The 24,890-nt window shown below is 72.6% G+C and carries 26 protein-coding genes and 1 riboswitch; of the genes, 9 read left to right on the plus strand and 17 right to left on the minus strand.

Annotated elements, in window-relative coordinates:
- Nucleotides 1-110 precede the first annotated feature (110 nt).
- The 10 genes from OO47_RS17440 to clpS all read right to left on the minus strand — a co-directional run bounded on the left by OO47_RS17440 (nucleotide 111) and on the right by clpS (nucleotide 7,789).
- A complete protein-coding gene (locus tag OO47_RS17440) occupies nucleotides 111-1,061 on the minus strand; it encodes a PLP-dependent cysteine synthase family protein (protein WP_030210094.1) in 951 nt (316 codons plus the stop codon).
- 3 nt (nucleotides 1,062-1,064) lie between these two features.
- Nucleotides 1,065-1,343 carry a MoaD/ThiS family protein gene (locus OO47_RS17445; protein ID WP_030210092.1) on the minus strand — a complete coding sequence of 93 codons (279 nt, stop codon included), beginning with the start codon at nucleotides 1,341-1,343 and terminating at the stop codon, nucleotides 1,065-1,067.
- A gap of 92 nt (nucleotides 1,344-1,435) precedes the next feature.
- The gene (locus OO47_RS35125) at nucleotides 1,436-1,573 is read right to left on the minus strand and encodes a putative leader peptide (protein ID WP_324606518.1); all 138 of its coding nucleotides are present in this window, start codon (nucleotides 1,571-1,573) and stop codon (nucleotides 1,436-1,438) included.
- Between the two features lie 44 nt (nucleotides 1,574-1,617).
- Entirely contained in the window at nucleotides 1,618-2,403 is a 786-nt protein-coding gene (locus OO47_RS17450) for an ABC transporter ATP-binding protein (RefSeq protein WP_030210089.1), read from the minus strand.
- Complete coding sequence (locus tag OO47_RS17455; RefSeq protein WP_078489711.1) at nucleotides 2,400-3,494, minus strand: FecCD family ABC transporter permease; 1,095 nt, start codon at nucleotides 3,492-3,494, stop codon at nucleotides 2,400-2,402. The genes OO47_RS17450 and OO47_RS17455 overlap by 4 nt, the downstream gene beginning before the upstream one ends.
- Nucleotides 3,491-4,468, minus strand: a complete 978-nt coding sequence (locus OO47_RS17460) for an ABC transporter substrate-binding protein (RefSeq protein WP_030210085.1) — start codon at nucleotides 4,466-4,468, stop codon at nucleotides 3,491-3,493. Before OO47_RS17460 ends, OO47_RS17455 begins: the two co-directional genes overlap by 4 nt.
- 59 nt (nucleotides 4,469-4,527) lie before the next feature.
- Nucleotides 4,528-4,601, minus strand: a riboswitch (cobalamin riboswitch).
- Between the two features lie 31 nt (nucleotides 4,602-4,632).
- Entirely contained in the window at nucleotides 4,633-5,061 is a 429-nt protein-coding gene (locus tag OO47_RS17465) for a Mov34/MPN/PAD-1 family protein (RefSeq protein WP_030210082.1), read from the minus strand.
- A gap of 76 nt (nucleotides 5,062-5,137) precedes the next feature.
- Entirely contained in the window at nucleotides 5,138-6,565 is a 1,428-nt protein-coding gene (locus OO47_RS17470; protein WP_030210079.1) for an amino acid permease, read from the minus strand.
- 331 nt (nucleotides 6,566-6,896) lie between these two features.
- Complete coding sequence (locus OO47_RS17475) at nucleotides 6,897-7,484, minus strand: DUF2017 domain-containing protein (protein ID WP_030210076.1); 588 nt, start codon at nucleotides 7,482-7,484, stop codon at nucleotides 6,897-6,899.
- On the minus strand, nucleotides 7,484-7,789 hold the full coding sequence (gene clpS, locus OO47_RS17480; RefSeq protein WP_030210073.1) for an ATP-dependent Clp protease adapter ClpS: 306 nt from the start codon (nucleotides 7,787-7,789) through the stop codon (nucleotides 7,484-7,486). Before clpS ends, OO47_RS17475 begins: the two co-directional genes overlap by 1 nt.
- Before the next feature lie 125 nt (nucleotides 7,790-7,914).
- Between clpS and OO47_RS17485 the strand changes: the two genes are divergently transcribed.
- On the plus strand, nucleotides 7,915-9,243 hold the full coding sequence (locus tag OO47_RS17485) for a nicotinate phosphoribosyltransferase (protein ID WP_030210071.1): 1,329 nt from the start codon (nucleotides 7,915-7,917) through the stop codon (nucleotides 9,241-9,243).
- Nucleotides 9,244-9,379: 136 nt separating this feature from the next.
- Nucleotides 9,380-9,976: an isochorismatase family protein gene (locus OO47_RS17490; protein ID WP_030210068.1), complete on the plus strand. Its 597-nt coding sequence runs from the start codon at nucleotides 9,380-9,382 to the stop codon at nucleotides 9,974-9,976.
- Between the two features lie 31 nt (nucleotides 9,977-10,007).
- Here OO47_RS17490 and OO47_RS17495 read toward each other — a convergent pair whose 3' ends face one another.
- Nucleotides 10,008-10,319, minus strand: a complete 312-nt coding sequence (locus tag OO47_RS17495) for a hypothetical protein (RefSeq protein ID WP_030210065.1) — start codon at nucleotides 10,317-10,319, stop codon at nucleotides 10,008-10,010.
- Nucleotides 10,320-10,441: 122 nt separating this feature from the next.
- On the minus strand, nucleotides 10,442-12,889 hold the full coding sequence (locus OO47_RS17500) for an immune inhibitor A domain-containing protein (protein WP_030210062.1): 2,448 nt from the start codon (nucleotides 12,887-12,889) through the stop codon (nucleotides 10,442-10,444).
- Between the two features lie 325 nt (nucleotides 12,890-13,214).
- Here OO47_RS17500 and OO47_RS17505 point away from each other — a divergent pair, with 325 nt between their 5' ends.
- Nucleotides 13,215-13,502, plus strand: a complete 288-nt coding sequence (locus OO47_RS17505; RefSeq protein WP_030210059.1) for a hypothetical protein — start codon at nucleotides 13,215-13,217, stop codon at nucleotides 13,500-13,502.
- A gap of 18 nt (nucleotides 13,503-13,520) precedes the next feature.
- Here OO47_RS17505 and OO47_RS17510 read toward each other — a convergent pair whose 3' ends face one another.
- Nucleotides 13,521-14,252, minus strand: coding sequence for an RDD family protein (locus tag OO47_RS17510; protein ID WP_030210057.1), 732 nt, complete (start codon nucleotides 14,250-14,252; stop codon nucleotides 13,521-13,523).
- Between the two features lie 85 nt (nucleotides 14,253-14,337).
- Entirely contained in the window at nucleotides 14,338-15,927 is a 1,590-nt protein-coding gene (locus OO47_RS17515; RefSeq protein WP_063831914.1) for an RDD family protein, read from the minus strand.
- A 356-nt stretch (nucleotides 15,928-16,283) separates the two neighbouring features.
- Here OO47_RS17515 and OO47_RS17525 point away from each other — a divergent pair, with 356 nt between their 5' ends.
- Nucleotides 16,284-16,775 carry an SsgA family sporulation/cell division regulator gene (locus OO47_RS17525; protein WP_030210048.1) on the plus strand — a complete coding sequence of 164 codons (492 nt, stop codon included), beginning with the start codon at nucleotides 16,284-16,286 and terminating at the stop codon, nucleotides 16,773-16,775.
- Nucleotides 16,776-16,812: 37 nt separating this feature from the next.
- Here the strand turns inward: OO47_RS17525 and OO47_RS17530 are convergent, their stop codons facing one another.
- Nucleotides 16,813-18,216, minus strand: a complete 1,404-nt coding sequence (locus OO47_RS17530; RefSeq protein WP_051715658.1) for an FAD-binding oxidoreductase — start codon at nucleotides 18,214-18,216, stop codon at nucleotides 16,813-16,815.
- A 98-nt stretch (nucleotides 18,217-18,314) separates the two neighbouring features.
- On the opposite strand from OO47_RS17530, the gene OO47_RS34020 reads away from it, so the two are divergent.
- Nucleotides 18,315-19,730, plus strand: coding sequence for a tetratricopeptide repeat protein (locus OO47_RS34020; protein WP_234323219.1), 1,416 nt, complete (start codon nucleotides 18,315-18,317; stop codon nucleotides 19,728-19,730).
- Nucleotides 19,731-20,070: 340 nt separating this feature from the next.
- Here OO47_RS34020 and hppD read toward each other — a convergent pair whose 3' ends face one another.
- A complete protein-coding gene (gene hppD / locus OO47_RS17540) occupies nucleotides 20,071-21,216 on the minus strand; it encodes a 4-hydroxyphenylpyruvate dioxygenase (RefSeq protein ID WP_030210039.1) in 1,146 nt (381 codons plus the stop codon).
- A gap of 121 nt (nucleotides 21,217-21,337) precedes the next feature.
- On the opposite strand from hppD, the gene OO47_RS17545 reads away from it, so the two are divergent.
- From OO47_RS17545 to OO47_RS17560, 4 genes are all read left to right on the plus strand, one after another.
- Nucleotides 21,338-21,817 carry an Lrp/AsnC family transcriptional regulator gene (locus OO47_RS17545; protein WP_030210036.1) on the plus strand — a complete coding sequence of 160 codons (480 nt, stop codon included), beginning with the start codon at nucleotides 21,338-21,340 and terminating at the stop codon, nucleotides 21,815-21,817.
- A 74-nt stretch (nucleotides 21,818-21,891) separates the two neighbouring features.
- Nucleotides 21,892-22,497 carry an ArsR/SmtB family transcription factor gene (locus tag OO47_RS17550; protein ID WP_030210034.1) on the plus strand — a complete coding sequence of 202 codons (606 nt, stop codon included), beginning with the start codon at nucleotides 21,892-21,894 and terminating at the stop codon, nucleotides 22,495-22,497.
- Between the two features lie 48 nt (nucleotides 22,498-22,545).
- Nucleotides 22,546-22,728 carry a hypothetical protein gene (locus tag OO47_RS17555; RefSeq protein WP_030210032.1) on the plus strand — a complete coding sequence of 61 codons (183 nt, stop codon included), beginning with the start codon at nucleotides 22,546-22,548 and terminating at the stop codon, nucleotides 22,726-22,728.
- On the plus strand, nucleotides 22,725-24,044 hold the full coding sequence (locus OO47_RS17560; protein ID WP_051715654.1) for an MFS transporter: 1,320 nt from the start codon (nucleotides 22,725-22,727) through the stop codon (nucleotides 24,042-24,044). Before OO47_RS17555 ends, OO47_RS17560 begins: the two co-directional genes overlap by 4 nt.
- On the opposite strand, the gene OO47_RS17565 is transcribed toward OO47_RS17560, so the two are convergent.
- The gene (locus OO47_RS17565; RefSeq protein ID WP_030210030.1) at nucleotides 23,998-24,792 is read right to left on the minus strand and encodes a S16 family serine protease; all 795 of its coding nucleotides are present in this window, start codon (nucleotides 24,790-24,792) and stop codon (nucleotides 23,998-24,000) included. The two genes, OO47_RS17560 and OO47_RS17565, sit on opposite strands and share 47 nt — an antisense overlap.
- Nucleotides 24,793-24,890: the final 98 nt, after the last annotated feature.

A 24,890-nucleotide genomic window follows, 5' to 3' on the forward strand; every position in this document is an offset into this window, starting at 1 on the left:
GATCCCGACAACGCGGCTGGGGGCACCCCCGTGCCCGAAGGGCTACGGGGGAGTGCGTGCCGGGCGCCGCCGGGCAGGCGGGACTTTCGACACACGCCCCAGGAGGGGGCTCAGGCCCAGAGCTGGCGCTGGACCGTCTCGATGGCCTCTTCGGTCGTCGCGGCCGTGTAGAGGCCGGTGGACAGGTACTTCCAGCCGCCGTCGGCGACGACGAAGACGATGTCGGCGCTCTCCCCCGCCTTGACGGCCTTGTTGCCGACGCCGATGGCCGCGTGCAGGGCCGCGCCGGTGGAGACGCCCGCGAAGATGCCCTCCTGCTGCAGGAGTTCGCGGGTGCGGGTGACCGCGTCGGCGGAGCCGACGGAGAAGCGGGTGGTGAGGACGGAGGCGTCGTACAGCTCGGGTACGAAGCCCTCGTCGAGGTTGCGCAGGCCGTAGACGAGGTCGTCGTAGCGCGGCTCGGCGGCCACGATCCGCACGTCGGGCTTGTGCTCGCGCAGGTAGCGGCCGACGCCCATCAGGGTGCCGGTGGTGCCGAGCCCGGCCACGAAGTGGGTGATCGAGGGCAGGTCGGCGAGGATCTCGGGGCCCGTGCCGGCGTAGTGCGCACCGGCGTTGTCGGGGTTCCCGTACTGGTACAGCATCACCCAGGACGGGTTCTCGGCGGCGAGCTCCTTGGCGACGCGCACCGCCGTGTTGGACCCGCCCGCCGCGGGGGACGAGACGATCTCGGCGCCCCACATGGCGAGCAGCTGGCGCCGCTCCTCGCTGGTGTTCTCGGGCATGACGCAGACGATGCGGTAGCCCTTGAGCCTGGCGGCCATGGCGAGGGAGATGCCGGTGTTGCCGCTGGTCGGCTCCAGGATGGTGCAGCCGGGGGTGAGCCGGCCGTCCTTCTCCGCCTGCTCGATCATGTGGAGCGCGGGGCGGTCCTTGACCGAGCCGGTGGGGTTGCGGTCCTCCAGCTTCGCCCAGATCCGGACGTCGTCCGAGGGCGAGAGCCGGGGGAGGCGGACCAGGGGCGTGTTGCCGACCGCCGCCAGCGGGGAGTCGTAGCGCATGGATCAGACCATGCCACCGGCGACGGCCGGCAGGATCGTGACGCTGTCGCCGTCGGAGAGCTTGGTGTCGATGCCGTCGAGGAAGCGCACGTCCTCGTCGTTCAGGTAGACGTTGACGAAGCGGCGGAGCTTGTCGCCGTCGACGATGCGGGCCTCGATCCCGGTGTGGCGGGTCTCCAGGTCGGCGAAGAGCTCGGCGAGGGTCCCGCCGCTGCCCTCGACGGCCTTGGCGCCGTCGGTGTAGGTGCGGAGGATGGTCGGGATGCGGACCTCGATGGCCATGGCGTGGGCTCCTGTCGGAAGTGGCGTGTTGGGCGCGCTGCTGGGGCCCCGCGCGGAGGGGGGTCGTACGGTGAGGGCGCTCGGCCGGCCGCTCAGAGCGCGGCGCGGACCGGGCGGACCGCTGTTCCGCTCGGACAGATCGCGCTGGCGAGGCGGCCCAGGTCGACGTGCAGGCGTGCTACGAGCAGGGGCGTGCCCGGAGTCTCTTCGCTCACGTCGTGGGAAACCATGGGCTCATCGTATCGATTCCCGGTCCGGGTTCCGGAATGTGATCTCACATGGTGGATGCTTCCTGACCGCCTGCCGGACCGTGCAGGTAGACGACGGTCGGACTGCCGGTCCTGGGGTGCGGAACGACCTCGGCGTCCACGCCGTAGACCGCGTCGAGGAGGGCCGGGGTGAGGACCTCGGCGGGGGTGCCGCCGGTGACGACCCGGCCGCGCTCCAGGACGTAGATCCGGTCGCAGTACGCCCCCGCCAGGTTGAGGTCGTGCAGGGCGAGCAGGTTGGTGGTGCCGAGCGCGCGGACGAGGGCGAGGACGTCCAGTTGGTGGCGGATGTCCAGGTGGTTGGTGGGCTCGTCGAGGACGAGCAGGGCCGGGTCCTGCACGAGGGCGCGGGCGACCAGGGCGCGCTGGCGCTCGCCGCCGGAGAGCGTGGGGTACGGGCGGTCGGCGAAGCCGGTGAGGCCGACGCGGGCGAGGGCGGCGTCCGCGTGCTCGCGGTCGGGGGCGGTGTCGCCCTCCCAGAAGCGCTTGTGCGGGGAGCGGCCGAGGGCGACCAGTTCGCGGACGGTGAGTTCGAAGTCGGTGCCGGTGTCCTGGGGGACGGTGGCGACGCGGCGGGCGCGGGCCTTGGGGCCGAGGGCGCGCAGGTCGTCGCCGTCGAGGAGGGCGCGTCCGCCGGTGGGGGCGAGGGTGCCGTAGACGCAGCGCAGGAGGGTGGTCTTGCCGCTGCCGTTGGGGCCGATGAGGCCGACGGTCTCGCCGGGGCGGACGGTGAGGTCGACGGAGCGGAGGCGGTCCTCGTACGCGAGTCCCTCCAGGCGCAGTTCGGTCACAGGGGAGCTCCTTCGGGGCGGCGGCGCATCAGCCAGAGGAAGAACGGGCCGCCGATGAGGGCGGTGAGGACGCCGACGGGGAGGTCCTGGGGGGCGATGAGGGTCCGGGCGCCGAGGTCGGCGAGGACCAGGGCGACCGCGCCGCCGAGCGCGGCGACGGGAAGCAGGCGGCGGTGCGGGGCGCCGACGGCGAGCCGGGCGGCGTGCGGGGCCATGAGGCCGATGAAGCCGACGGCCCCGCTCGCGGCGACCATGACGGCGGTGACGAGGGAGACGAGGACGAAGACGGCGGCGCGGAAGCGGGCGGTGTCGAGGCCGAGGGCGGTGGCGTCCTCCTCGCCGACGAGGAGCAGGTCGAGCGGGCGGGCGAGGGCGAGCAGGAGGCCGAGGCCGAGGACCAGGACGGCGGCGGGCAGGACGAGGGTGTCCCAGCGGGCGCTGCCGAGGCCGCCGAGGGACCAGTACAGCGCCTCGCGGAAGTGCTCGGGGCGGCCGGCGGCGGCCAGGATCAGGGTGGTGAGGGCGGAGAGGACGTACGAGACGGCGACGCCGGCGAGGACGAGCCGGGGGCCGGTCATGGTGCCGCCGCGGCGGGCGAGTCCGTAGACGAGGACGAGGGAGGCCAGGGCTCCGGCGAAGGCCCCGGCGGGCAGGGCGAGGGTGGTGGTGACCCCTCCCCCGATGCCGACGACGAGCACGAGGACGGCTCCGGCGGAGGCGCCGGAGGAGATCCCGAGGAGGAAGGGGTCGGCGAGCCGGTTGCGGACGAGGGCCTGGAGGACGGCGCCGACGACGGCGAGTCCGGCGCCGACGACGACGCCGAGCAGGACCCGGGGCAGCCGTACGTCGAGGACGATCGTCCGGTACGGGGAGGGGCCGGCCCGGCCGGTCAGGGCGTCGATCACCTGACCGGGCGGGATGCGGACGGAGCCGAGGGCGAGGGAGGCGAGGACGGCGGCGGCCAGGGCGACCAGGAGCCCGGCGACGACGGCGGAGTGGCGCAGGCGGCCGGCGGGGGGCCGGGGGCGCGGGACCCGCGCCGGAACCGTCTGCTTCTCCGTGGGGCCGGGGGCGCGGGTCCCGGTGCTCATCGGGCGGCGGCCGGGTGGAGCTGGGCGGCCAGCTTCTCGACGGCGGCGGGGACGCGGACGCCGAGGACCGCGTCGGAGAGGGGCATCACGGCGAACCGGCGGTTCTTGATCGCGGGGACGTCCTTGAGGGCGGGGTCGTCCAGGAGCCGCTTCTTCTTCTGCTCGACGGTGGTGGAGCCGTAGTCGTAGATGACGACGACCTCGGGCCTGCGGGCGACGACCTCCTCCCAGGCGGCGTCGCCGAAGGGCTTGTCGAGGTCGGAGAAGACGTTCCGGCCGCCGGCGCGGGTGATCAGCTCGTTGCCCATGCCCTTGCCGCCGGCGGTGAAGGCGGTCTTGTCGCCGCTGTCGTAGACGAAGACGGAGACGGGTTCGACGCCCTTGAGGCGCTTCTCGTTGGCGGCGATGGCGGCGCGGGCCCCGGCGATCCACTTCTCGGCGCGGTCGGGGACGCCGAAGGTGCGGCCGACCTCGGTCACCTCCCGGTAGAGGTCGTCGACGGAGGTCTTGCCGGAGGGGCAGTACTCGGTGTTGAGGCGGGTGGATATGCCCGCCTTCTTCAGGTCGTCGCGGCTGCGCCCGTCCTTGGCGTCGAAGGCGGAGGCGTAACCGCCGTAGACGAAGTCGGGGTTCGCGGCGAGCAGGGCCTCCTTGGAGGGGTACTCCTTCGCGAGGACGGGGACGGAGTCGTACGCCTTCCTGTAGGCGGGCAGGACGGCGTCGTCCAGGTAGGCGGTGCCGACGAGGGACTTCTCCAGGCCGAGGGCGATCATGATCTCGGTGACGTGCTGGTTCATGGTGACCACGCGCTTCGGCGGGGCCTGGAAGGTGTCCTTCACGCCGCAGTTGGTGACGGTGTACGGGAAGCCGGGGGCGGCCTTCGCCGCGGGCTTCTGCTCCGCGGGGGCCGAGCAGCCGGCGAGCAGGGGGACGAGGGCGGCTGCGGGCAGCAGGACGCGGCGGGGCCAGGACATGGCGGTGTGCCTCCTCCGGGGATTTCCACGTCCCCGTTCGGTGGTGGGAGGCGGCAGGCCAGTTCCTGGCTCCCGGCGTCCTGGGACGCCGGTCACAGTGGCGGGACCGTGCCGGATTCGCACCGGCTTCCTGGGTCCTGCCGCCCGGGTTCCGGGTCAGTGTCTCAGGCGGCGTACGCCTCGACGACCTCGACCTCCTCCTCGGTCACCACGCCCTCGACGATGGTGAAGGAGCGGAACTGGAAGGGTCCGGCGCCGTCGGTGTCGGCGGTGGAGACGAGGACGTAGTGGGCGTGCGGCTCGTTGGCGTACGTGATGTCCGTGCGGGACGGGTAGGCCTCGGTCGCGGTGTGCGAGTGGTAGACGATCACGGGCTCCTCGTCCCGGTCGTCCATCTCGCGGTAGAGCTTGAGCAGGTCCGCGGAGTCGAACTCGTAGAAGGTGGGCGAGCGGGCGGCGTTCAGCATGGGGATGAACCGCTCGGGGCGGCCGCTGCCGGCCGGGCCCGCGACCACGCCGCAGGCCTCGTCCGGGTGGTCCGCGCGCGCGTGTTCCACGATCTGGTCGTACAGGGCCCGGGTGATGGTCAGCATGGCGACAGGATAAGCAGAGGGGCCCCGCCGTACCGAGGAGTGGTACGGCGGGGCCCGCATGCTGGGACGGTGTGCGCTAGGAGCGCTTGGCGAAGGCCGCGCCCTCGGGGTTGCGGGACTTCAGGACCAGGTACGAGACGCCCAGGATCAGGCCCCAGACCGGCGCGCAGTAGAGCGAGACGCGGGCGCCCTCGTCGATGCCCATCATCACGATGACCATGCCGATGAAGAGGAGCGCGAACCAGCTGGTGAAGGGGGCTCCGGGGGCCTTGAACGTGGACTCGGGGAGTTCGCCGCGGTTCGCCTTGGCGCGGTAGCGGATCTGGCAGACCAGGATCATGATCCAGGCCCACATGCCGGAGATGGTGGCGAAGGAGACGACGTACTCGAAGGCCTTGCCGGGGGCGACGTAGTTGATCCAGACGCCGACGAGCATCAGCGAGGCCGAGAAGGTCAGGCCGAGCAGCGGGGTGCCGCTCTTGGTGAGCTTCGTGAAGACCTTCGGGCCCTGGCCGTTGAGCGCGAGGTCGCGCAGCATGCGGCCGGTGGAGTACATGCCCGAGTTGCAGGAGGACAGGGCCGCGGTCAGGACGACGAAGTTGACGATGGCGGCGCCGACGCCGAGGCCCATCTTCTCGAAGGCGGCGACGAACGGGGAGACGCCCGGCTGGAACTCGGTCCACGGCACGACCGACAGGATCATGATCAGGGCGCCGACGTAGAAGACGGCGATGCGCCACGGCACGGTGTTGATGGCCTTGGGCAGGACGGTCTTCGGGTCCTTGGACTCGCCGGCGGTGACGCCGACCAGCTCGACGGCGAGGAAGGCGAACATCACGATCTGGAGCGTCATCAGGGTGCTGCCGACGCCGTTCGGGAAGAAGCCGCCCTGGTTCCACAGGTGGGCGACGGTCGCGGTGTCGCCGGCGTCGGAGAAGCCGACGGTCAGGATGCCGGCGCAGATCAGGATCATGCCGATGATCGCGGTGACCTTGACCATGGAGAACCAGAACTCCAGCTCGCCGAAGAGCTTCACGGAGATCAGGTTGGCGCCGTAGAGGATCACGGTGAAGACGAGGGCGGAGACCCACTGCGGGATGTTCCACCAGTACGTCATGTAGGTGGCCGCGGCGGTGACCTCGGTGATGCCGGTGACGACCCAGAAGAGCCAGTACGTCCAGCCGGTCACGAAGCCCCAGAACGGGCCGATGAACTCGCGCGCGTACTCCGCGAAGGAGCCGGACACGGGGCGGTACATGAGCAGCTCGCCCAGGGCCCGCATGATGAAGAAGATGACCAGGCCCGCGATCGCGTAGGCCAGGATGAGGCTGGGTCCGGCCTTGTGGATGGCCTTGCCCGCGCCGAGGAAGAGGCCGGTGCCGATGGCACCGCCGATCGCGATCATCTGGATCTGCCGGGCGCCGAGGCCACGCTGGTAGCCCTCGCCGCCGCCCACGGCCCCGTCGGTGCCGTCGTGCTGCTTGTCGACCTGCACAGAGGTCATGGTGGTGCGCCTTTCTCCATGCTGATCCGCGCGACTGCGAGTGCGTCTGCCGCGGACCAGATCCTGATCCCCCCGGATGTGGATGGAGTGCCACCGGCGGTCAGCCGGCCCGAGCGCCCTCGGGAACAGGGGTGGCGTCCCCGAGCGGTCGTGAAGATTTATCACGGGCCGGGGGGTGATCGAGGGAGATGCGCGTGGCGCGGGTCACATAAAAATACGGACGTACCGGATTCAAGAGGGCCAAGCGGACGCTCGCATAACGCATTCGTTATCCGGATTTGAGCGTCCGCTGAGCGAACGGCCCGTGTCGTCTCGGTTCCGGCGGGTCCCCTCAGGAGGGGAGCAGGGTCTCCACGAGGGACTCCTGGAGGGCGCCCAGCCAGAGGTACGCCATCACCATCGGCTTGCGCGGGTCGGAGTCCGGCAGCCGGTAGAGCCGTTCGCTCTCCTCGTCGTCCGAGACCTCCAGGCGGGTGCCGATGGTCAGCCGGAGGTCGTTGAGCGTGCCGAGCCAGGCCCGGGACTCGTCCGGACCGAGCTTGAGGACCGCGCCGCCCTCCCCCGCCGCCTCGGCGGAGAGGGAGTCCAGGGCGCGCACCACCACGAGGGCGTCCTCGCGCTTGCGGGCCCGCAGGTCGTTCTCGGTGTAGCGGCGGAAGTCGGAGGCGGCCGCCCGCAACTCCTCGGTGTCGTCCCCGTACGCGTCGGGGAAGAGGCGCCGCAGGGCGGGGTCGGACGGGGGTTCGCTGGGCCCCTCGGCGAAGAGCGCGGCCAGCGGGTCCGCGTCGGCGGCGGGCTCGTCGCCCGGCCCGATCAGCTCCATGAGCTGCACGGCGAGGGAGCGGAGGATGGAGATCTCGACGTCGTCGAGGGCGACGGCCGCGCCACCGCCGGCCAGGGCCTCGAAGCGGCCGGCCATCAGCCGCGGTCCTGGGTGAGGGTCGCCCAGAGTCCGTAGCCGTGCATCGCCTGCACGTCCCGCTCCATCTCCTCGCGGGTGCCGCTGGAGACCACCGCGCGGCCCTTGTGGTGCACGTCGAGCATCAGCTTGTGCGCCTTGTCCTTGGAGTATCCGAAGTACGACTGGAAGACGTAGGTCACGTAGCTCATCAGGTTGACCGGATCGTTGTGCACGAGGGTCACCCAGGGCACGTCCGGTTCGACGACCGCGGAGACCCCCTCGGCCGGTTCCGTACGTTCGATCTCAATAGGCGCGACGCTCACTCACCCCATGCTGCCACCCCGGGGGGTCCCTCGCACAAACGGGGCCGCGCCTCCGGGGCGGGCGCGGAACCGGCGGCGGACCTAGAAATCGTCACTCTGACGATTTCTGCGCTAGCATCACTGCCATGAACGCTGCGGACCTTGGGCTGCCGGTGGACGTTCCGTCGACGGCGCTCTTCACGGATCAGTACGAGCTGACCATGCTCCAGGCGGCCCTCAGGGGCGGCACCGCCGACCGGCGCTCCGTCTTCGAGGTCTTCACCCGGAGGCTGCCGGAAGGGCGGCGCTACGGAGTCCTCGCGGGCGTCGGGCGGGTCCTGGACGCCGTCGAGAACTTCCGGTTCGACCCGGCCGTCCTGGAGTTCCTGCGCGAGCGCTCCATCGTCGACGAACCGACCCTGGAGTGGCTGTCCCGCTACCGCTTCACCGGCGACGTCTGGGGCTACCCCGAGGGCGAGGTGTACTTCCCCGGCTCCCCCGTCCTGCGGGTCGAGGGCTCCTTCGCGGAGTGCGTGCTCCTGGAGACCGTGATCCTCTCGATCCTCAACCACGACTCGGCCATCGCGGCCGCCGCCTCCCGCATGTCGGCCGTGGCCGGCGGGCGGGGCCTGATCGAGATGGGCGCCCGGCGCACCCACGAGCTGGCGGCCGTCGCCGCCTCCCGCGCCGCCTACGTCGGCGGCTTCGACTCGACCTCGGACCTGGCGGCCGGCTTCCGCTACGGCATCCCGACCGTCGGCACCTCCGCCCACGCCTTCACCCTGCTCCACGACAGCGAGAAGGACGCCTTCCGGGCGCAGGTCGAGACCCTGGGGCGCGGTACGACCCTGCTCGTCGACACCTACGACGTGGCCGAGGCCGTCCGGACCGCCGTCGAGGTGGCCGGGCCCGAGCTCGGAGCCGTCCGGATCGACTCCGGCGACCTGCTGCTGGTCGCCCACCGGGTGCGGGCGCAGCTGGACGAGCTGGGCGCCCGGAACACGAGGATCGTCGTCACCTCGGACCTGGACGAGTACGCCATCGCCTCGCTCGCGGCGGCCCCGGTCGACGCGTACGGGGTGGGCACGCAGCTGGTCACCGGCAGCGGCCACCCGACCTGCTCCATGGTCTACAAGCTGGTCGCGCGGGCCGCCTCGGCGGACCCGAAGGCGCCGCTGGTGCCGGTGGCCAAGAAGTCCCTGGGCGGCAAGGCCTCGGTCGGCGGGCGCAAGTGGGCGGCCCGCAGGACCGACGCGGCCGGCGTCGCCGAGGCGGAGGTCGTGGGCACCGGGGCCGTCCCGGCGGACCTCGCCGACCGGCAGCTCCTGGTTCGACTGGTCGAGAGCGGGCAGGTGGTGGGGCGCGAGCCGCTGGAGGCCGCGAGGTCCCGGCACATCGCGGCCCGCGCCGGGCTGCCGATGTCGGCGGTCCAGCTCTCGCGCGGCGAGCCGGTGCTGCCGACCGAGTACGCCTGACGCCCGCGCGTCCGGTCCGTACGCCTCCGCAGGACGGCGTAGCCGCCGTAGTCGGCCCGGGGCGCCCCCTCCCGAAGGGGAGGGGAAGTCTCTAGGCTCGATCCCACCCCCTCCGACCCGCCGAAGGACACCCGCCATGCACCGCGCATTGATCGTTGTGGACGTTCAGAACGACTTCTGCGAGGGCGGCAGCCTCGCGGTGAGGGGCGGGGCGGACGTCGCCGCCGCCATCACCGACCTGGTCGGCCAGACGGCGGGCACCTCCTACCGGCACGTCGTCGCCACCCGCGACCACCACGTGGACCCGGGGGCGCACTTCGCCGCGCCCGGCGAGGAGCCGGACTACGTCACCTCCTGGCCCGTGCACTGCGTGGCGGGCACGGAGGGCGTGGGCTTCCACCCCAACTTCGCGCCCGCCGTCGCCAGCGGGGCGATCGACGCCGTCTTCGACAAGGGCGCGTACGACGCCGCGTACAGCGGCTTCGAGGGGCGGGACGAGAACGGCCTGACGCTCGCGGAGTGGCTGCGCGAGCGGGACGTCGCCGAGGTCGACGTGGTGGGCATCGCCACCGACCACTGCGTCCGGGCGACGGCCCTGGACGCGGCCCGGGAGGGCTTCCGGACCCATGTGCTGCTCGACCTGACGGCCGGCGTGGCCGGGGCGACGACGGAGCGGGCCCTGGAGGAGCTGCGGGCGGCGGGCGTGCGGCTGACCGGCAAGCCGGTCGTCTGAGACCGTCCACCGGGGCTCCGCCGGACAGGTCCTAGGCGGCGCGGCCCCGGGGCAGGGAGCGGGCCGGGTGCCAGAGCTCCTGGGCGGCGCCCGGGGTGGACTTCCACAGCAGGCCGTCGGGGTGGTGCAGGACGGCGGTCACCTCGTCCGGCGTGGGCGGCTCGGTGTTCCCCCGGAGGTAGACCGCGCGCAGCCCCAGGTTCCGCAGCCGGGTCAGGGCGCGGGCCCGGTTCGCCGCGTGGACCAGGAACCGGACCGTGGCGCCGTCGCCGGCCGGGCTGGGCAGCCCTATGGCCACGACCACGCTGCCTCCCGGCAGCTTGCAGAACCCTCCGTTGGGCATGCGGAACCACTCCCCCGTGGTCGGTGTGTCAATAGGAAAAGCGTCAGACGCACCTAAACACGATCGGCCGCCGCCCGCTAGAGGGCGACGGCCGATCATGCTTTGACCTGCTGTTTTACCTTTTACTTCGTGGACGGACCCACGCGGACCGTGATCGTCTCGCCGTTCTTCGGCTCCTTGACGACCTCGATCTTGGTGTTGGTGTCAGTTACCTTCACACCGGCGCGCTCGGTCTCCTTGTACCAGTAGGTGCCCTTCCGGTCGTCGAAGACCGGGTTGCCCTTGAGCGACGGCACGAAGGTCGCGACGTCCGCCTTGTGGAGCTGGAGGGCGTCGGTCCGGAAGGTGCCGAAGGTGGAGTCGTACGCCTGGACGCGGTTGCGCATCAGGGTGCCGTCCTTCCACTTCAGCGGGGCCGGGTGGGCGTCGACCGGAAGGATCAGGCCCTGGCCCGGGTGGACCGCGGTGTTGTTGTCCTTCTGGGAGAGGTCCCACTTCCAGATGAGCAGGCCGTTCTGGTACGGGTAGTGCTCGACCCAGGTGGACTTCTCGCCGGTGAACCCGAAGTTGTACGGGCCGACCTTCAGGGTCTCGTCGTACGAGACGTACTGGCGGTTCTCGGCGATGTAGTACTGCTCGTACGCCTTGGTGAAGCCCTTGCCGACGCGGGAGAAGCCCTTGGCGGCCCAGCCGTTGTCGCCGTTCTCGACGTTGTCGGAGAACACGGCGGCGCCGTCGGCCTTCACGGTGACGGCGTCGGCGGTGAAGCCCTTGCCGCCCGCGCCGCCGTCCGTCTGGTAGCGGAAGCGGAGGTCGAACTTCTTGCCCGCGTACGCGTTCAGGTCGTAGACGAGCTTCTTGTGGGCGCCGGAGACGTCGGTCAGCGCCGGGGCGCCGCTGGCGTCGCGCGGGATCTGCTTGCCGTCGGCGGTGCCGTCCAGGGCGGTCCAGTTGGAGCCGCCGTCGGTCGAGACCTCGGCGTACAGGTAGTCGTAGTCGAGCTCGATGTCGTACCAGCCCTGGAGCTCCAGGGAGGCGGACGTCTTGCCGGTGAGGTCGACCGAGCGGGTCAGGGTGTTCTTGAGGTCGTCACCCATGCCGCTCCACCACTGCGTGTTGCCCTCGGCGGGCGCGACGATCTCGGTGGTGACCTGCTTCTTCGGCAGCTCGACGACGAGCGCCTGCGGGTTCTTGGTGTTGTACGCGGCGACGCCCAGCTTGTGGGTGGAGTTCCACTTGCGGGCCTCGTCGGCGACCTTGGTGTAGTTCAGCCAGCCGAGCTGGAGCTTGTCCCAGGCGGTCATGTCGCCGGGCAGGTCGCCGATGGCGTCCTTGCCGCGGCCGAGCCAGGAGCCGGAGGACATGAGCGACCAGAAGCCGGTCGAGTTCTCGGCGCCGGGGAGGCCGGAGGTGTCGTACAGGTCCGGCAGGCCGAGGTCGTGGCCGTACTCGTGCGCGAAGACGCCGAGGCCGCCGTTCTCCGGCTGCATCGTGTAGTCGCCGACCCAGATGCCGGAGTTGCCGATCTGCGTGCCGCCGGCCTTGTTGTTCGCCGGGCCGGTCTTGCCCGCGTCGGTGCCGTACGCGTACCAGCGGTGGGCCCACAGGGCGTCGCCGCCCTGGGCGCCGCCGCCCGCCGACTCGTCCTCGCCCGCGTGGACGATCTGGAAGTGGTCGATGTAGCCGTCGGCCTCGTTGAAGTTGCCGTCGCCGTCGAAGTCGTACCGGTCCCACTGGTCGTACTGCGCCAGGTCGGCCTTGATCTGGGCGTCGGTGCGGCCCTTGGCCTTCTGGTCGGCGGTCCACGCGGTGACACCGTCGCGGACGGCGTCCCAGACGTTGGCGCAGTTGCTGTTGCCGCAGTAGTTCGAGCCGTAACGGGCCTCGTTGTACTCGACCTTGACCCAGTCGGAGACCGTGCCCTCGACCGAGTAACGGCCGGAGGAGGTCTTCTCGTAGTAGGTCTTCAGCGACTGCTTGGGCTGCCCCTTGGCGTCCTTGCCGGTCCCGAAGTACAGGTCCTGGAAGTGCGCCTGGTTGTAGTCCTTCTGCCAGGCCGTGGAGTTGTCGTTCTTGCGGTTCGGCTTGGCTATCTTGTTGTGCAGCGGGCCGGGCGTGCCGCCGAACTTCGGCTTCGGCTCGGTCGTGTCGTCGTCGGCGCGGTCGACCAGGGTGGTGTTGTCCACCTTGTCGCCGAACTCGACGAGGATCGTGAAGATCTTGTCGGTCTTCTCGCGGCCCAGCTCGACGTACTTCTTGCTGTCGAGCTTGACGACCTGGGAACCACCGCGGCGCTCGACCTTCTTCTTGCCGCTGAGCACCTGCTCCAGGGCGGCCTTGCGCTGCTTCTGCTGCTGCTCGCTGAAGGGGCCCTCGAGGTCGTGGTCGACCGCCGTCTTGTCGATGCCCGCGCCGGGCGCGTTGGGCGCCGGGTCGTGGCGGACGTCGGCCGGCGTGACGTTGCCGTCGTTGTGGGCCCACGCGGTGGTGAACGTCGAGGCGGTGGCGGCGGTGGCCGCGAGCGCCACGACGACTGCGGACGTTCTGATCGCCCGTCGTCTGTTGGTCACTTGATGTAGTCCTCCCCGGCGCCCGCACTCACGGACCGAAGGTGGGGTGTCCGCCCGGCGGGTCGCGCGTCACAAGTGACGACATTCGACCGGAGTGAGCCGAGAAAAGACAGATCTTGACTTGCGCACACCAACTGCACTATGCGGGAGCGGTTTTCCGGTAATCGGACGTCCGGCGGGCGCACCGCGAAGGATTTTTGACGATCACATGACCCTGTGCGCCCCCCGTGCACCGGCGCCGGGTGAGGTCGCGCTTACCCCTCGTTCCCCCCGGGCATCCACCGTCGTAGAGTCGCAGCGATGTCTTGAGGGGCGGGTACTCGTCATGCAGCGTCCGAACGCCGCACAGCTCACCTACGGTTCGGCCACCGTCGTCCTCGCGACCGTCGCCCTGCTGCTGCTCTCCGGTGCGACGGCGCTCCCCGGCATCGCCGCGTCCTGCGCCGCCGGACTGCTGCTCGGCGTCCTCGTGGCGGTGACGATGCCGGGGCGGACGGGGTCCGTCAAGACCTCGGCACCGGTTCGGTCCGCCGGCGAGGTCCCCGGGAAAGAGGAGATCCGGGTGCCGGCCGCGCGCGTGGGCGGGAGGACCGGGACCCGGATCGGTTCGTGACGTCGGCGGCGCGGGGCCCTACCGCGGGGCGGAGACCACCACCGTCTTCGCCGCCTTGTCGTGCAGACCCTGTTTGTACGGCTTGTCCACCAGGATCAGGATCAGCAGGAGCAGCGGCCACAGGCAGGCGCAGCAGATCAGCGCGGGCAGCCACAGCACGACGGCGCGCAGCAGCGACTGGCTCATCGGGGGCGTCGACCCGTCGTTGAGCATCGCGACCCGCAGCTTCATCAGCTTCTTGCCGAGGGTCTGGCCGTTCCTGGCCGTCAGGATCGTGTCGTAGGCGACGTACGCGACGATCGTGATGAGCTGGAAGACCAGCTGCCCCCCGCCGTTGAAGCTGTTGACCGCGTCGCCGAAGTCCTCGTCGGACGACACCCGGTCGTAGACCTTGAACGGGATGCCGATGATCGCGAGCGGCACCGCGACGATGATCCAGTCGATGAGCCGGGCGAGGATGCGCCGGCCGGAGTCCGCGAGCGGCGGCATCCCGGCGAGCGGATCGGTCCCGCCGTACCCGCCGCCGTACGGGGGCGGGGGCGGGGGCATGTTGTCGTACGGGGAGCCTCCGCCGCCGTACGGGGAGCCGTACGGGTTCCCGGGCGGGGGCGGGCCGCCCGGCGGCGGGCCCCCGGGGGGCGGACCGGCGGGCGGCGGCTGGCCGCCGGCGGACGGCGGGGGCTCCTGCGGCCTCTTGCGGAACGGGTCGTCGTCGGGCGGCGGACCGGGCGGCGGCTGGTCGGTGCTCATGGGGGCAGTGCATCCCGGGCGGGACGCCCCCGCAAGGAATCACCGCCCGTTCGGGGGACCCGGCACCGGCCCGGCCCCCGCCGGCTCAGCGCGCCACGAAGGTGCGGGCCGCCTTGTCGTGCCAGCACTGGCGCCAGGGACGGTCGAAGACGCACCACAGGACGTTGAGGACGCCGACGGCCAGGAGGCCCAGGACGCCGTAGACCAGCCAGCGCTTCAGGGCCCCGCCGAACGTCGGCGGCTCGTGCGCCTCGATGTCCCGCACCTGGATGCCGCAGAGCTTCTTGCCGAGGGTGCGGCCCCACTTGGCGGTCGGCAGCACCTCGTACAGGAGCCCGATGACGAGCAGCACGGCGAGGACGGTGCCGAACTGGACGGAGGTGGTCGAGTCCACCAGCCAGACCTGGACGGTGGTCCCGGACTGCCGGGCCGCCTCGATCTTGCCCTCGATGTGGTCGAGCGCGGCGGTCACGAAGGGGTAGGCGGCCGCGCCGGCGAGCGCGCCCGTGACGACGGAGTCGATCACGCGGGCGACCAGGCGCCTGCCGAGTCCGGCGGGGCGCGCGGAGGCCTGCGCGCGGGCCGCCTGGAGGAAGGGGTCCTCGACCGGCGGCTTCCAGGGGACGACCGGCTGCTGCTCCTGGGGCTGTTGGGGCTGGGGCTGGGGCTGTGCCTGGGGCTGCTGGGGCTGTGCCTGGGGCTGCTGGGCTTGGGCTTGTGCCTGCGGCTGGGGCTGCGCCTGAGCCTGGGGCTGCTGGGCCTGAGCTTGTGCCTGTGACTGAGGCTGCGCCTGGGCCTGGGACTGCTGGGCCTGGGCTTGTGCCTGCGCCTGGGCCTGGGACTGCTGGGCCTGGGCTTGTGCCTGCGCCTGGGCCCAGGAGGGGGCGGGAGCGGGAGCCGGGGCGGGCTCCGGGGTCGGCCGGGGCTGGGGCGCCGGGGTGGGGATCGGGGTGACCGGCATGCCGCCGAGGCGCGCGGCTCCCCCGGTCGGGCGGGGGTCCGCCGGGGGCTGCTCCTGGACCGGTGCCGGCGCCTCGGCCTGCTCGCCCGCCACCGGCCACTCCGCCGGGGTGCGCGGGTCGGGGGTGCGGGGCGCGCCCCAGGAGACCTTCCGGTCGCGGTCGCCGCCGAACCCGGTCTGCCGGGAGGTGTCCGCCTGCCAGGCCGAGGCGGGCTCCGCCGGGGCCGGCTCCTCGTCGAGGAAGACGGGGCCGGTCTCCTCCACGGTGGGTACGGGGGCGGGCGCGGGCGTCCGGGCGGGTGCCGGGGACTCGGACCGGGGCTGCGCGGCCACGGGCGCGGGGGCCGGAGCGGGCGCCTGGGCCTGGGCGGGCACGTGCGCCCGGGGCTGCTCCTGGGCCGGGGCCTGCGGCTGTGGCTGCGGTCGGCTCGAAGTCGGGGCCGGGGCCTGTCCCTGGGCCGGTACGGAGGCGGCGGGCCGTTCGGGAGCGGCGGCCGGGGTCGGGGCGGGCGCGGGGCCGGGGGCCAGGACCGGGCCGGCCGGGACCGCGGCGGCGGGCGGGTGGGCCGGGACGTCGCCGTCCGAGGGGGCGGGCCGGCTCGTGCCGGGGACCCACGCGCCCCCGTTCCAGTACCGGATGTATCCGGGAATGGACGGGTCCGGGTAGTACCCCGCCTGCGGTACCTCTCCGCCGCCTCCAGGAGGAGTAGCCACTGCCCCGACTCCGTTCAGTCACAACGCCTTTGATCCGCACGGCAGCGCGCCGGGCGTGCCGCGCCCAGGGATGACAGTAACGAAGAACGTCGCCGAGGGAAGAAAGAGCCCGCGAGAAAGGCCGCCTTCGAGCGACACGCCCCGGAATCGATCACTCTCCGTGATGCTCGGGCCGACGCCTGCGGCTCTCTCGTCCCGAGAAGCATGCCCGGGAGTTCCACGGGCACACGGGCCGGAAAAAACTTCCCGAAAAAACTTCCCGAAAAAACTTCCCGAAGTCGCGTAATGAGTCGCGGGCACCCCGCTCTCTCCTGGTGAAGGCCCACCCGGGGCCTTCCGCGAGAAGGAGTACGACCATGCAGAACACGGACAACACCACCGTCGAGCGCGAGCTGGAGCTGAAGCTGGTGCTCTCTCCCGAGCGCGCCGTGCCGGTGCCCGCGCGGCTCGCCTACCGGACCGACGACCCGTACGCCGTCCACGTCACCTTCCACATCGGCACGGACCACCCGGTCCACTGGACCTTCGCGCGCGAACTGCTCGTGGAGGGCGTCTTCCGGGCCTGCGGCCACGGGGACGTCCGCATCTGGCCCACCAAGGTCGACCACCGCAGCGTCGTCCTGATGGCGCTCTCCTCCCCGGACGGCGACGCCCTCCTGGAGGCCCCGTCCGCGCAGGTGTCCGCCTGGCTGGAGCGGACCCTGCGCGCGGTGCCGCCGGGCACCGAGTCGGAGCGGCTCGGCATCGACGACGGGCTCGCCGAACTCCTGGCGGCCACCGTGGCCGCCGACGACCTGTGGCTGCGCGACCCGTGGCCGTCGGACGAGTCGCAGGACGGCGAGCGCTGATCCGGTGCGCGCGCCCTTCCGGGAGGATTCGGAGGGTTCAGAAGAGCTTGCCGGGGTTGAGGAGGCCGAGGGGGTCGAAGGTCGCCTTGATCCCGCGCTGGAGCTCCAGGCCGACCGGCCCCAACTCGCGCGCCAGCCACTCCTTCTTGAGGACGCCGACGCCGTGTTCGCCGGTGATCGTGCCGCCGAGGGCGAGCCCGAGCGCCATGATCTCGTCGAAGGACTCGCGGGCCCGGCGCGACTCGTCCTCGTCGGTGTGGTCGAAGCAGACGACGGGATGGGTGTTGCCGTCGCCCGCGTGCGCGCAGACGCCGATGGTCAGGCCGTACTTCTCCGCGACGGCCGCCGTGCCGTCGAGCATCTCGGCGAGCCGGGTGCGGGGCACGCACACGTCGTCGATCATCGTGGCGGACTTGATGGTCTCCAGGGCGGTGAGGGAGAGCCGGCGGGCCTGGAGGAGGAGTTCGGACTCGGCGGCGTCGGCGGCCGGGACGACCTCGGTGGCGCCCGCCGCCGTGCACAGCTCCCCGACGGCGGCCAGGTCGGCGGCCGGGTCGGGGGTGTCGAAGGCGCACAGGAGGAGCGCCTCGGTGGTGTCGGGCAGACCCATGCGCGCCATCCTGTTGACGGCCTGGACGGTCGTACGGTCCATCAGTTCGAGGAGCGAGGGGGTGTGGCCGCGCTCCATGATGGCGCAGACGGCGGCGCAGGCGGCCGCGGCGGAGGGGAACTCGGCGGCGAGCGCGAGCTGCGCCGGGGGCTGCGGCTTGAGGGCGAGGACGGCCTTCACGACGACGCCGAGGCTGCCCTCGGAGCCGACGAAGAGCCGGGTCAGGTCGTATCCGGCGACGCCCTTGGCGGTGCGGCGGCCGGTGGTCAGGAGCCGCCCGTCGGCGAGGACGACGTCGAGGCCGAGGACGTACTCGGCGGTGACCCCGTACTTGACGCAGCACAGGCCGCCGGAGGCGGTGCCGATGTTGCCGCCGATGGTGCACGTCTCCCAGCTGGAGGGGTCCGGCGGGTAGTACAGGCCCCGTTCGGCGACGGCCCGGGACAGGACGGCGTTGACCACGCCCGGTTCGACGACGGCGATCCGGTCGACGGGATCGATCTCCAGGATGCGGTCCATCCTGACCAGGGAGAGCACGATGCAGTCGTCGGAGGCGTTGGCGCCGCCGGACAGGCCGGTGCGGGCGCCCTGCGGGACGACGGGGACGCGGAGTTCGGTCGCGGTCCGCAGGACGTGCTGGACCTGTTCCACGGTGCGCGGGAGCACGACGGCCGCGGGGGCGCCGGCCGTGCAGAAGCTCGCCATGTCGTGGGCGTAGGAGGCCGTCACGTCCGGGTCGGTGAGCAGGGCCTCGGCGGGCAGTCCGGCGAGCAGGCGCGCGTGGAGCCGTGACCGGAGGTCGTCCTTCTGCGGTGTCTGGAGATCGTCCATGCGTTCAGCGTGGCACCCGGGGCCATCGGTGTGAACCTGCCGGAGCGAGCGCTCCGTGTGCTCTTCGTCCGGGCGGGGCCGGGAGCACAGTGAGTGCCGTGGAGAGCCAGAACGTGTCGAGGACGGTCCTCGCCGCCGGCGCGGGCGCGGTGCTCGCGGCGACGGCGCTGCTGTACGCACCGGAAATCCTCGGCCGGGGGACGCCGCCCCCGCCGGGACCGGCGGAGCGGGCGGTGATCGCGGCCCGTGCGGGCGCGCAGGCGGCGCTCCCGGACCTGGCCGCGCTGATCGCGGACCGGGAGAAGTGGCTGTGGGCCCACCCGGACGACGGGGCGTCCTGGGCGGAGCTGGGCGCGGCGTACACGGAGCGCGGGACGCGGCTCGGGGACGTACGGGACTACGGGCGGGCCGAGGAGGCGCTGCGCCGCTCCCTGACCGAGCGGCCCGCCGCGCGCGGCAACACGGCCGCGCAGCTGGGCCTGGGGGCCCTCGCGGGGGCGCGGGGCGACTGGCGGACCGCCCGGGAGTGGGGCGAGCGGGTGCGGAAGGCGGAGCCGGGGCGCTGGCCGGTGTACCCGGTCCTGATCGACGCGTACAACGGCCTCGGGGAGTACGGGTCGGCGCGCAAGGCGATGGAGCGGCTGGAGGAGCTGCACGCGGGCGCGGTGGTGCGGGCGCGGGCCGCCCAGACGTACCGCGACCGGGGCTGGCGCGAGGACGCGGACGCGGCGGCCCTGGACGCGGTGGCGCTCGCGGAGGCGGACGCGGAGAAGGCGGCGGCCCTGGGGAGGCTCGGGGACCTGGCGTGGGAGCGGGGCGAGCCGGAGGAGGCCCTGGAGCGGCACGGGGCGGCGCTGCGGCTCGTCCGGGGCCACGGGCCCTCGCTCGCGGGCCGGGCGCGGGCGCTCGCGGCCCTGGGGCGCGCGGAGGAGGCGGTGCGGGAGTGGCGGGCGGCGCTGGCCCGGCTGCCGCTGCCGGAGTACGTCCTGGAGGCGGGCGAGCTGCACGAGTCGCTGGGCCTGGACGCGGAGGCGCGGGCCCTGTACGAGCGGCTGCGGACGGGCACGTGGGCGCGGGCGGCGGTGCCCCTGGGGCTGCTCGGCGCGGACCACGGCGACCCGGCGGCTGCGGTGGTCCGGCTGCGGGCGGAGTGGGCGCGCGGGCACCGCTCGGTGGGCGTGGCGGACGCGCTGGGCTGGGCGCTGTTCCGGTCGGGGCGGGCGGAGGAGGCCCTGGAGTACGCGAAGCGGGCCACGGACGAGGGGCTGCGGAGCGCCCTCTTCTCGTACCACCGGGGCGAGATCGAGCGGGCGCTGGACCTGCGGGGCCCGGCCCGCCGCCATCTGGCGGAGGCCCTGCGGATCCACCCGTCCTTCTCGCCCCTGCACGCCCCGAGGGCGGCGGCGGCCCTCGCGGCGGTGGGTGAGCCGCCGGACGAACTGCCGGAGGGGGTGGGGCGGGAGGGGGCCGCGCGTACGGAGAGGATGGCCGCGGGCCCGGGTACGCGCGCGTAGGCGCGGTGCGGGGGAACGGGCGGGCCGTGCCGTGCGGTTCGGGACGGCGTACGGGGAGGCGGGGAGCCGGGTGTGCGCGCGTGCGGTCAGGTGGTCCATGGCATCGGTGACGCGGAGGGCCTGTGCGCCGGGTACGCGCGCGTGCGGTCAGGTGCGCGCGCGTACCCGGCCGTCCTGAAGGGTGGCGTCCCGGGCGGGCCCCGTGTCCCGCCGGAACGCCGGGGCCGGACCCGGGCCGGTGGGTGGCCGGGCCCGGGCCGGCCCGGTCGGTGGCGCGGCGAGGGGGTCCGGGGTGCTGCCCCGGACCCCCTTGCGCGCGCGGGCGGCTCCCAGAGGTTCCCTAGAGGTTGCCGCGCTTCTCCTGCTCGCGCTCGATCGCCTCGAACAGGGCCTTGAAGTTGCCCTTGCCGAAGCCCATGGAGCCGTGGCGCTCGATCATCTCGAAGAAGACGGTCGGGCGGTCCTGGACCGGCTTGGTGAAGATCTGGAGCAGGTAGCCGTCCTCGTCGCGGTCGACCAGGATCTTCAGCTCGCGCAGGGTCTCGACGGGCACCCGGGTCTCGCCGGCCCACTCGCCGAGGGTGTCGTAGTACGAGTCGGGGGTGTCGAGGAACTGGACGCCGGCGGCCCGCATCGAGCGCACGGTGGCGACGATGTCGTTGGTGGCGAGCGCGATGTGCTGGACGCCGGCGCCGCCGTAGAACTCCAGGTACTCGTCGATCTGGGACTTCTTCTTGGCGATCGCGGGCTCGTTGATCGGGAACTTCACCTTGAGGGTGCCGTCCGCGACGACCTTCGACATGAGCGCCGAGTACTCGGTCGCGATGTCGTCGCCCACGAACTCCTTCATGTTCGTGAAGCCCATGACCTTGTTGTAGAAGCCGACCCAGTCGTTCATCTTCCCGAGCTCGACGTTGCCGACGCAGTGGTCGATGGCCTGGAAGGTGCGCTTGGCCGGGGGCTCGACGATCGGGTTCGCGGGGACGAAGCCCGGGAGGTACGGGCCGCTGTAGCCGGAGCGCTCGACCAGGGTGTGGCGGGTCTTGCCGTAGGTGGCGATGGCGGCCAGGACGACGGTTCCGTGCTCGTCCTCGACCTCGTGCGGCTCGGTGATGCCGGTGGCGCCGTGCTCGACGGCGTACGCGTAGGCGGCGCGGGCGTCCGGAACCTCGATCGCCAGGTCCACCACGCCGTCGCCGTGCTCGGCAACGTGCTCGGCGAGGAAGCGGCCCCAGTCGGTGGAGGCCTTGATGACGGAGGTGAACACGAAGCGCGCGGCGCCGTTGGTGAGGACGTAGCTCGCCGTCTCGCGGCTGCCGTTCTCCGGTCCGGAGTAGGCGACCAGCTTCATGCCGAAGGCGGTGGAGTAGTAGTGGGCGGCCTGCTTGGCGTTGCCGACGGCGAAGACGACCGCGTCCATTCCCTTCACGGGGAAGGGGTCGGCCTGCCGCGCCGTGGAGGGGGTGTGGTGGATGGTCTCAGTCATGGCAGCAATGTCCCGTCGTTCGGCAAGGTGCGCAAGAGTTTGGTTTTTCCCTGGTCAATGTGCACAGCGACACGCCAGGATGATCGGGCGACTTGTACATCCTGACCACGGAGGAGCCGCTGTGGCGATCGATCATTTGGACGGGCGGCTGATCGCGCTGCTCGCGCGCGAGCCGCGCATAGGGGTCCTGGAGGCGTCCCGGCGCCTCGGGGTGGCCCGGGGGACGGTGCAGGCGCGGCTCGACCGGCTCCAGGCGTCGGGGGTGATCCGGGGGTTCGGGCCGGAGGTGGACCCGGCGGCGCTCGGCTACCCGGTGACGGCCTTCGCGACGCTCGAGATCAAACAGGGGCAGGGCGCGGACGTGCGGGGGCACCTGGCGACGGTGCCGGAGGTCCTGGAGCTGCACACGACCACGGGCCACGGGGACATGCTCTGCCGGCTGGTGGCCCGCTCGAACGCGGACCTCCAGCGGGTGATCGACAAGGTGGTGGGGTTCGAGGGGATCGTCCGGGCGTCGACGGCGATCGTGATGGAGAACCCGGTGCCGCTGCGGATCATCCCGCTGGTGGAGCAGGCGGCGAGCGGGGAGCCGCCGGCGTAACGGGCCCCAACATCCAAAGGAATGCTTGCAAAGAAACGCTTGCAAGCATTCCTTTGCATGTCTACTCTCAGAACATGCCCGAGCCCGAGAAGCGCCCCGGGGAGAACCCCGCCGAACACGTCGTCCACCCCCTCGACCCCCGCTCCCTGCGCGGCCTCGCGCACCCCCTCCGCATCCAGCTCCTCCGCTCCCTGCGCCGCCACGGCTCCGCCACCGCCTCCCAACTGGCCGAGCGGCTGGGCGAGTCCAGCGGGGCGACCAGCTACCACCTGCGCCAGCTGGCCGCCCACGGCTTCGTGGAGGACGACCCGGAGCGCGGCAAGGGCCGGGAGCGGTGGTGGAAGGCGGTCGCGGGCGGCACGCTCTTCGACGAGTCGCTGTACCGGAACGAGGACCCGGAGGTCCGGGGCGCCGTCGACGTCTACATGCACGAGATCGCGAACATCCACACCCAGGAGCTGAACACCTACCTCGGCACCCGGGAGGACTGGGACCAGAAGTGGCTCGGCTCCGCCGACATGAGCGACTTCACGCTGCGACTGCCGCCCGCGAAGCTGCGCGAGCTCAGCGAGAAGGTGCACGCCCTGATGGAGGAGTACCGGACCGCCCCCGAGCAGGACGCGCCGGACGCCGAGCGCGTACGGGTCCACCTGCACGCGTTCCCGCAGCGCGAGGACTGAGAGCACCGCCCGCCGAATCCCCCGTACGCACACGGAAGGACCACGCACATGCACGCCGACATCCACCTCCAGCTGCACGCCCTGACCGCCGCCGAGGCCCACCGCGCCGCCGAACGCCCGCACCCCGTGAGGAAGTCCCCCGCCCTCCGCGTCCAACTCGGCTGGCACCTGGTCGAGCTGGGGCTGCGGCTCGCGACGCCCGCCGACCGCCCGGTCAGCCTGGCCGCATGACCGCTCCGAGGGGAGGCAGGGAGAAAGGGGACGTACGGCCACTGGCCACCGTCCTGGCCGCCAACGCCGTCTCGATCACCGGCAGTTCGCTCACCCTCATCGGGGTCCCGTGGTTCGCCCTGGAGACCACGGGAAGCCCCGGCAAGGCCGGGTTCGTCGCCTTCTGCGCCGCCCTGCCCGTCCTCGTCTCCGCCCTCGCCGGCGGCCCGGTCGTCGACCGGCTCGGCCGCCGCCGGGTCAGCGTCGTCTCCGACCTGGTCTGCGGCCTGGCGCTCGCCGCGATCCCTCTCCTGCACCACACCGGGGTCCTGCGGTTCTGGATGCTGTGCGCCCTGATGGCGGTCAACGGCCTGTGCCACGCGCCCGGCGAGATGGCCCGGCGCGTCCTGGTCCCCGACCTGGCCGGGCGCGCCGGGACCCCGCTCACCCGGGCCGCCGGCCTGTACGACGCCGTGTCGCGCGGGGCCTGGATGACGGGTGCCGCCGTCGCCGGGCTGCTCGTCGCGTTCCTGGGCGCCGACACGGTCCTGCTCCTCGACACCGCGACCTTCGTCCTCTCCGCGCTGCTCGTCCTGACCGGGCTGCGCGGGGTGCCCGCGGCGGAGCCGGTGCGCGACGGCCCGCCCCTCTCCCCCGCCCGCTACCGGGCCGACCTGCGCGAGGGGTACTCCTTCCTGTTCCGCTCCCGGCTGCTGCTCGGCATCACCGTGATGGTGATGGTGACCAACGGCCTGAGCCAGAGCTGGAGTTCGGTCCTGCTCCCGGTGCACGCCCGGGAGGAGCTGGGCGGTCCCGCCGCGCAGGGCCTGCTGGTCTCGGTCTTCGGCGGCTGCGCCCTCGTCGGGGCGCTGCTGTACGGGGCGTTCGGGGAGCGCTTCCCGCGCCGGGCCGTGTTCGCGGCCGGGTTCCTGGTCGGCGGCGCCCCGCCGTACGTGGTGGCCGCGCTCACCGACACCACCGCCCCGCTCCTGGTGACCCTCGCGGCGTCCGGGTTCGGCGTCGGGGTGCTCAACCCGATCCTGTCCACGGTGATGTACGAACGGGTCCCCGAGGGGCTGCGCAGCCGGGTCATGGGCGCGAGCACGGCGGGGGTGCTGCTCACGACCCCGCTGGGCGGCCTCGCGGCGGGCCTCCTGGTCGAGCGGGCCGGCCTGGCGGCGACGCTGCTCGGGATCGGGGCGCTCTACTTCCTGGCGACGCTCTCGCCGCTGGTGTTCCCGGCGTGGCGGGAGATGGACGCCATGCCCGCGCCCACCCCGCCCGAGGGGGTCAGCAGGACGGGACCTTCGACTCCTGCCCCTGCTCCAGGGCCCTGAGGGAGGCCACCGCGTCGCCGAGGGCGGTGACGGGGATCAGCCGCATCCCCTTCGGCAGCTCGGCCTCCGCGTCCGAGCACTCCGCCTTCGGCACCAGGAAGACGGTGGCGCCGTCCCGGGCTGCGGCCTGCGTCTTGAGGGAGACCCCGCCGACGGCGCCGACCTTCCCGTCGGGCGCGATCGTGCCCGTGCCGGCGACGGTCCGGCCGCCGGTGAGGTCGCCGCCGTCCCCGTCGCCGTCGAGCTTGTCGACGATGCCGAGGGAGAAGAGCAGGCCCGCGCTGGGCCCGCCGATGTCGGCGAGGTGCAGGGTCACCTTCACCTGCTCGGGGTCCTTCTTCAGATAGCCGAGGGCGGCGAGGGCGGCCGCGTCCTGCGACTGCTTCATCTGCCCGAGGTTGTGCTTCTCGACCTCCGCGTCCGACTTCCCCGAGGGGTAGACGGAGCCCTTCGGCAGGACGGCCCGGTCGGTGCGGAACCAGGCGTCGGCCACGTCCCCGAAGCGGATGTCCGCGGACGGGCCGGTCGCCAGGATCGTCGTCATCCGCAACTGCCCCTCGGTCTCCCGGACCGGGGCGCCGGTGACCGTGATGACCTGCTTCCCCTTGTCCTCGCCCAGTACGTCGGCGGTCGTACCGGGCTGCGCGATCGCGAACGGCAGCGGCGCGAACCCGACGACGGCGAAGAGCGCGGCGACGGGCAGCGCACAGAGCGCGAGGGCACGGGGACGGGAGAGACGGGAGAGCACGCCCCCAATCTACTGGGACGCGCGGGGGTACGGGGCCGGGGGCGCCGGGGCGGGGGTACGGGGCCGGGGGGCAGCCCGTACCGGCGCCGGTACCGGAG

Origin of the sequence: Streptomyces bikiniensis (genome assembly GCF_000716625.1) — a bacterium.
GTDB lineage: Bacteria > Actinomycetota > Actinomycetes > Streptomycetales > Streptomycetaceae > Streptomyces > Streptomyces bikiniensis.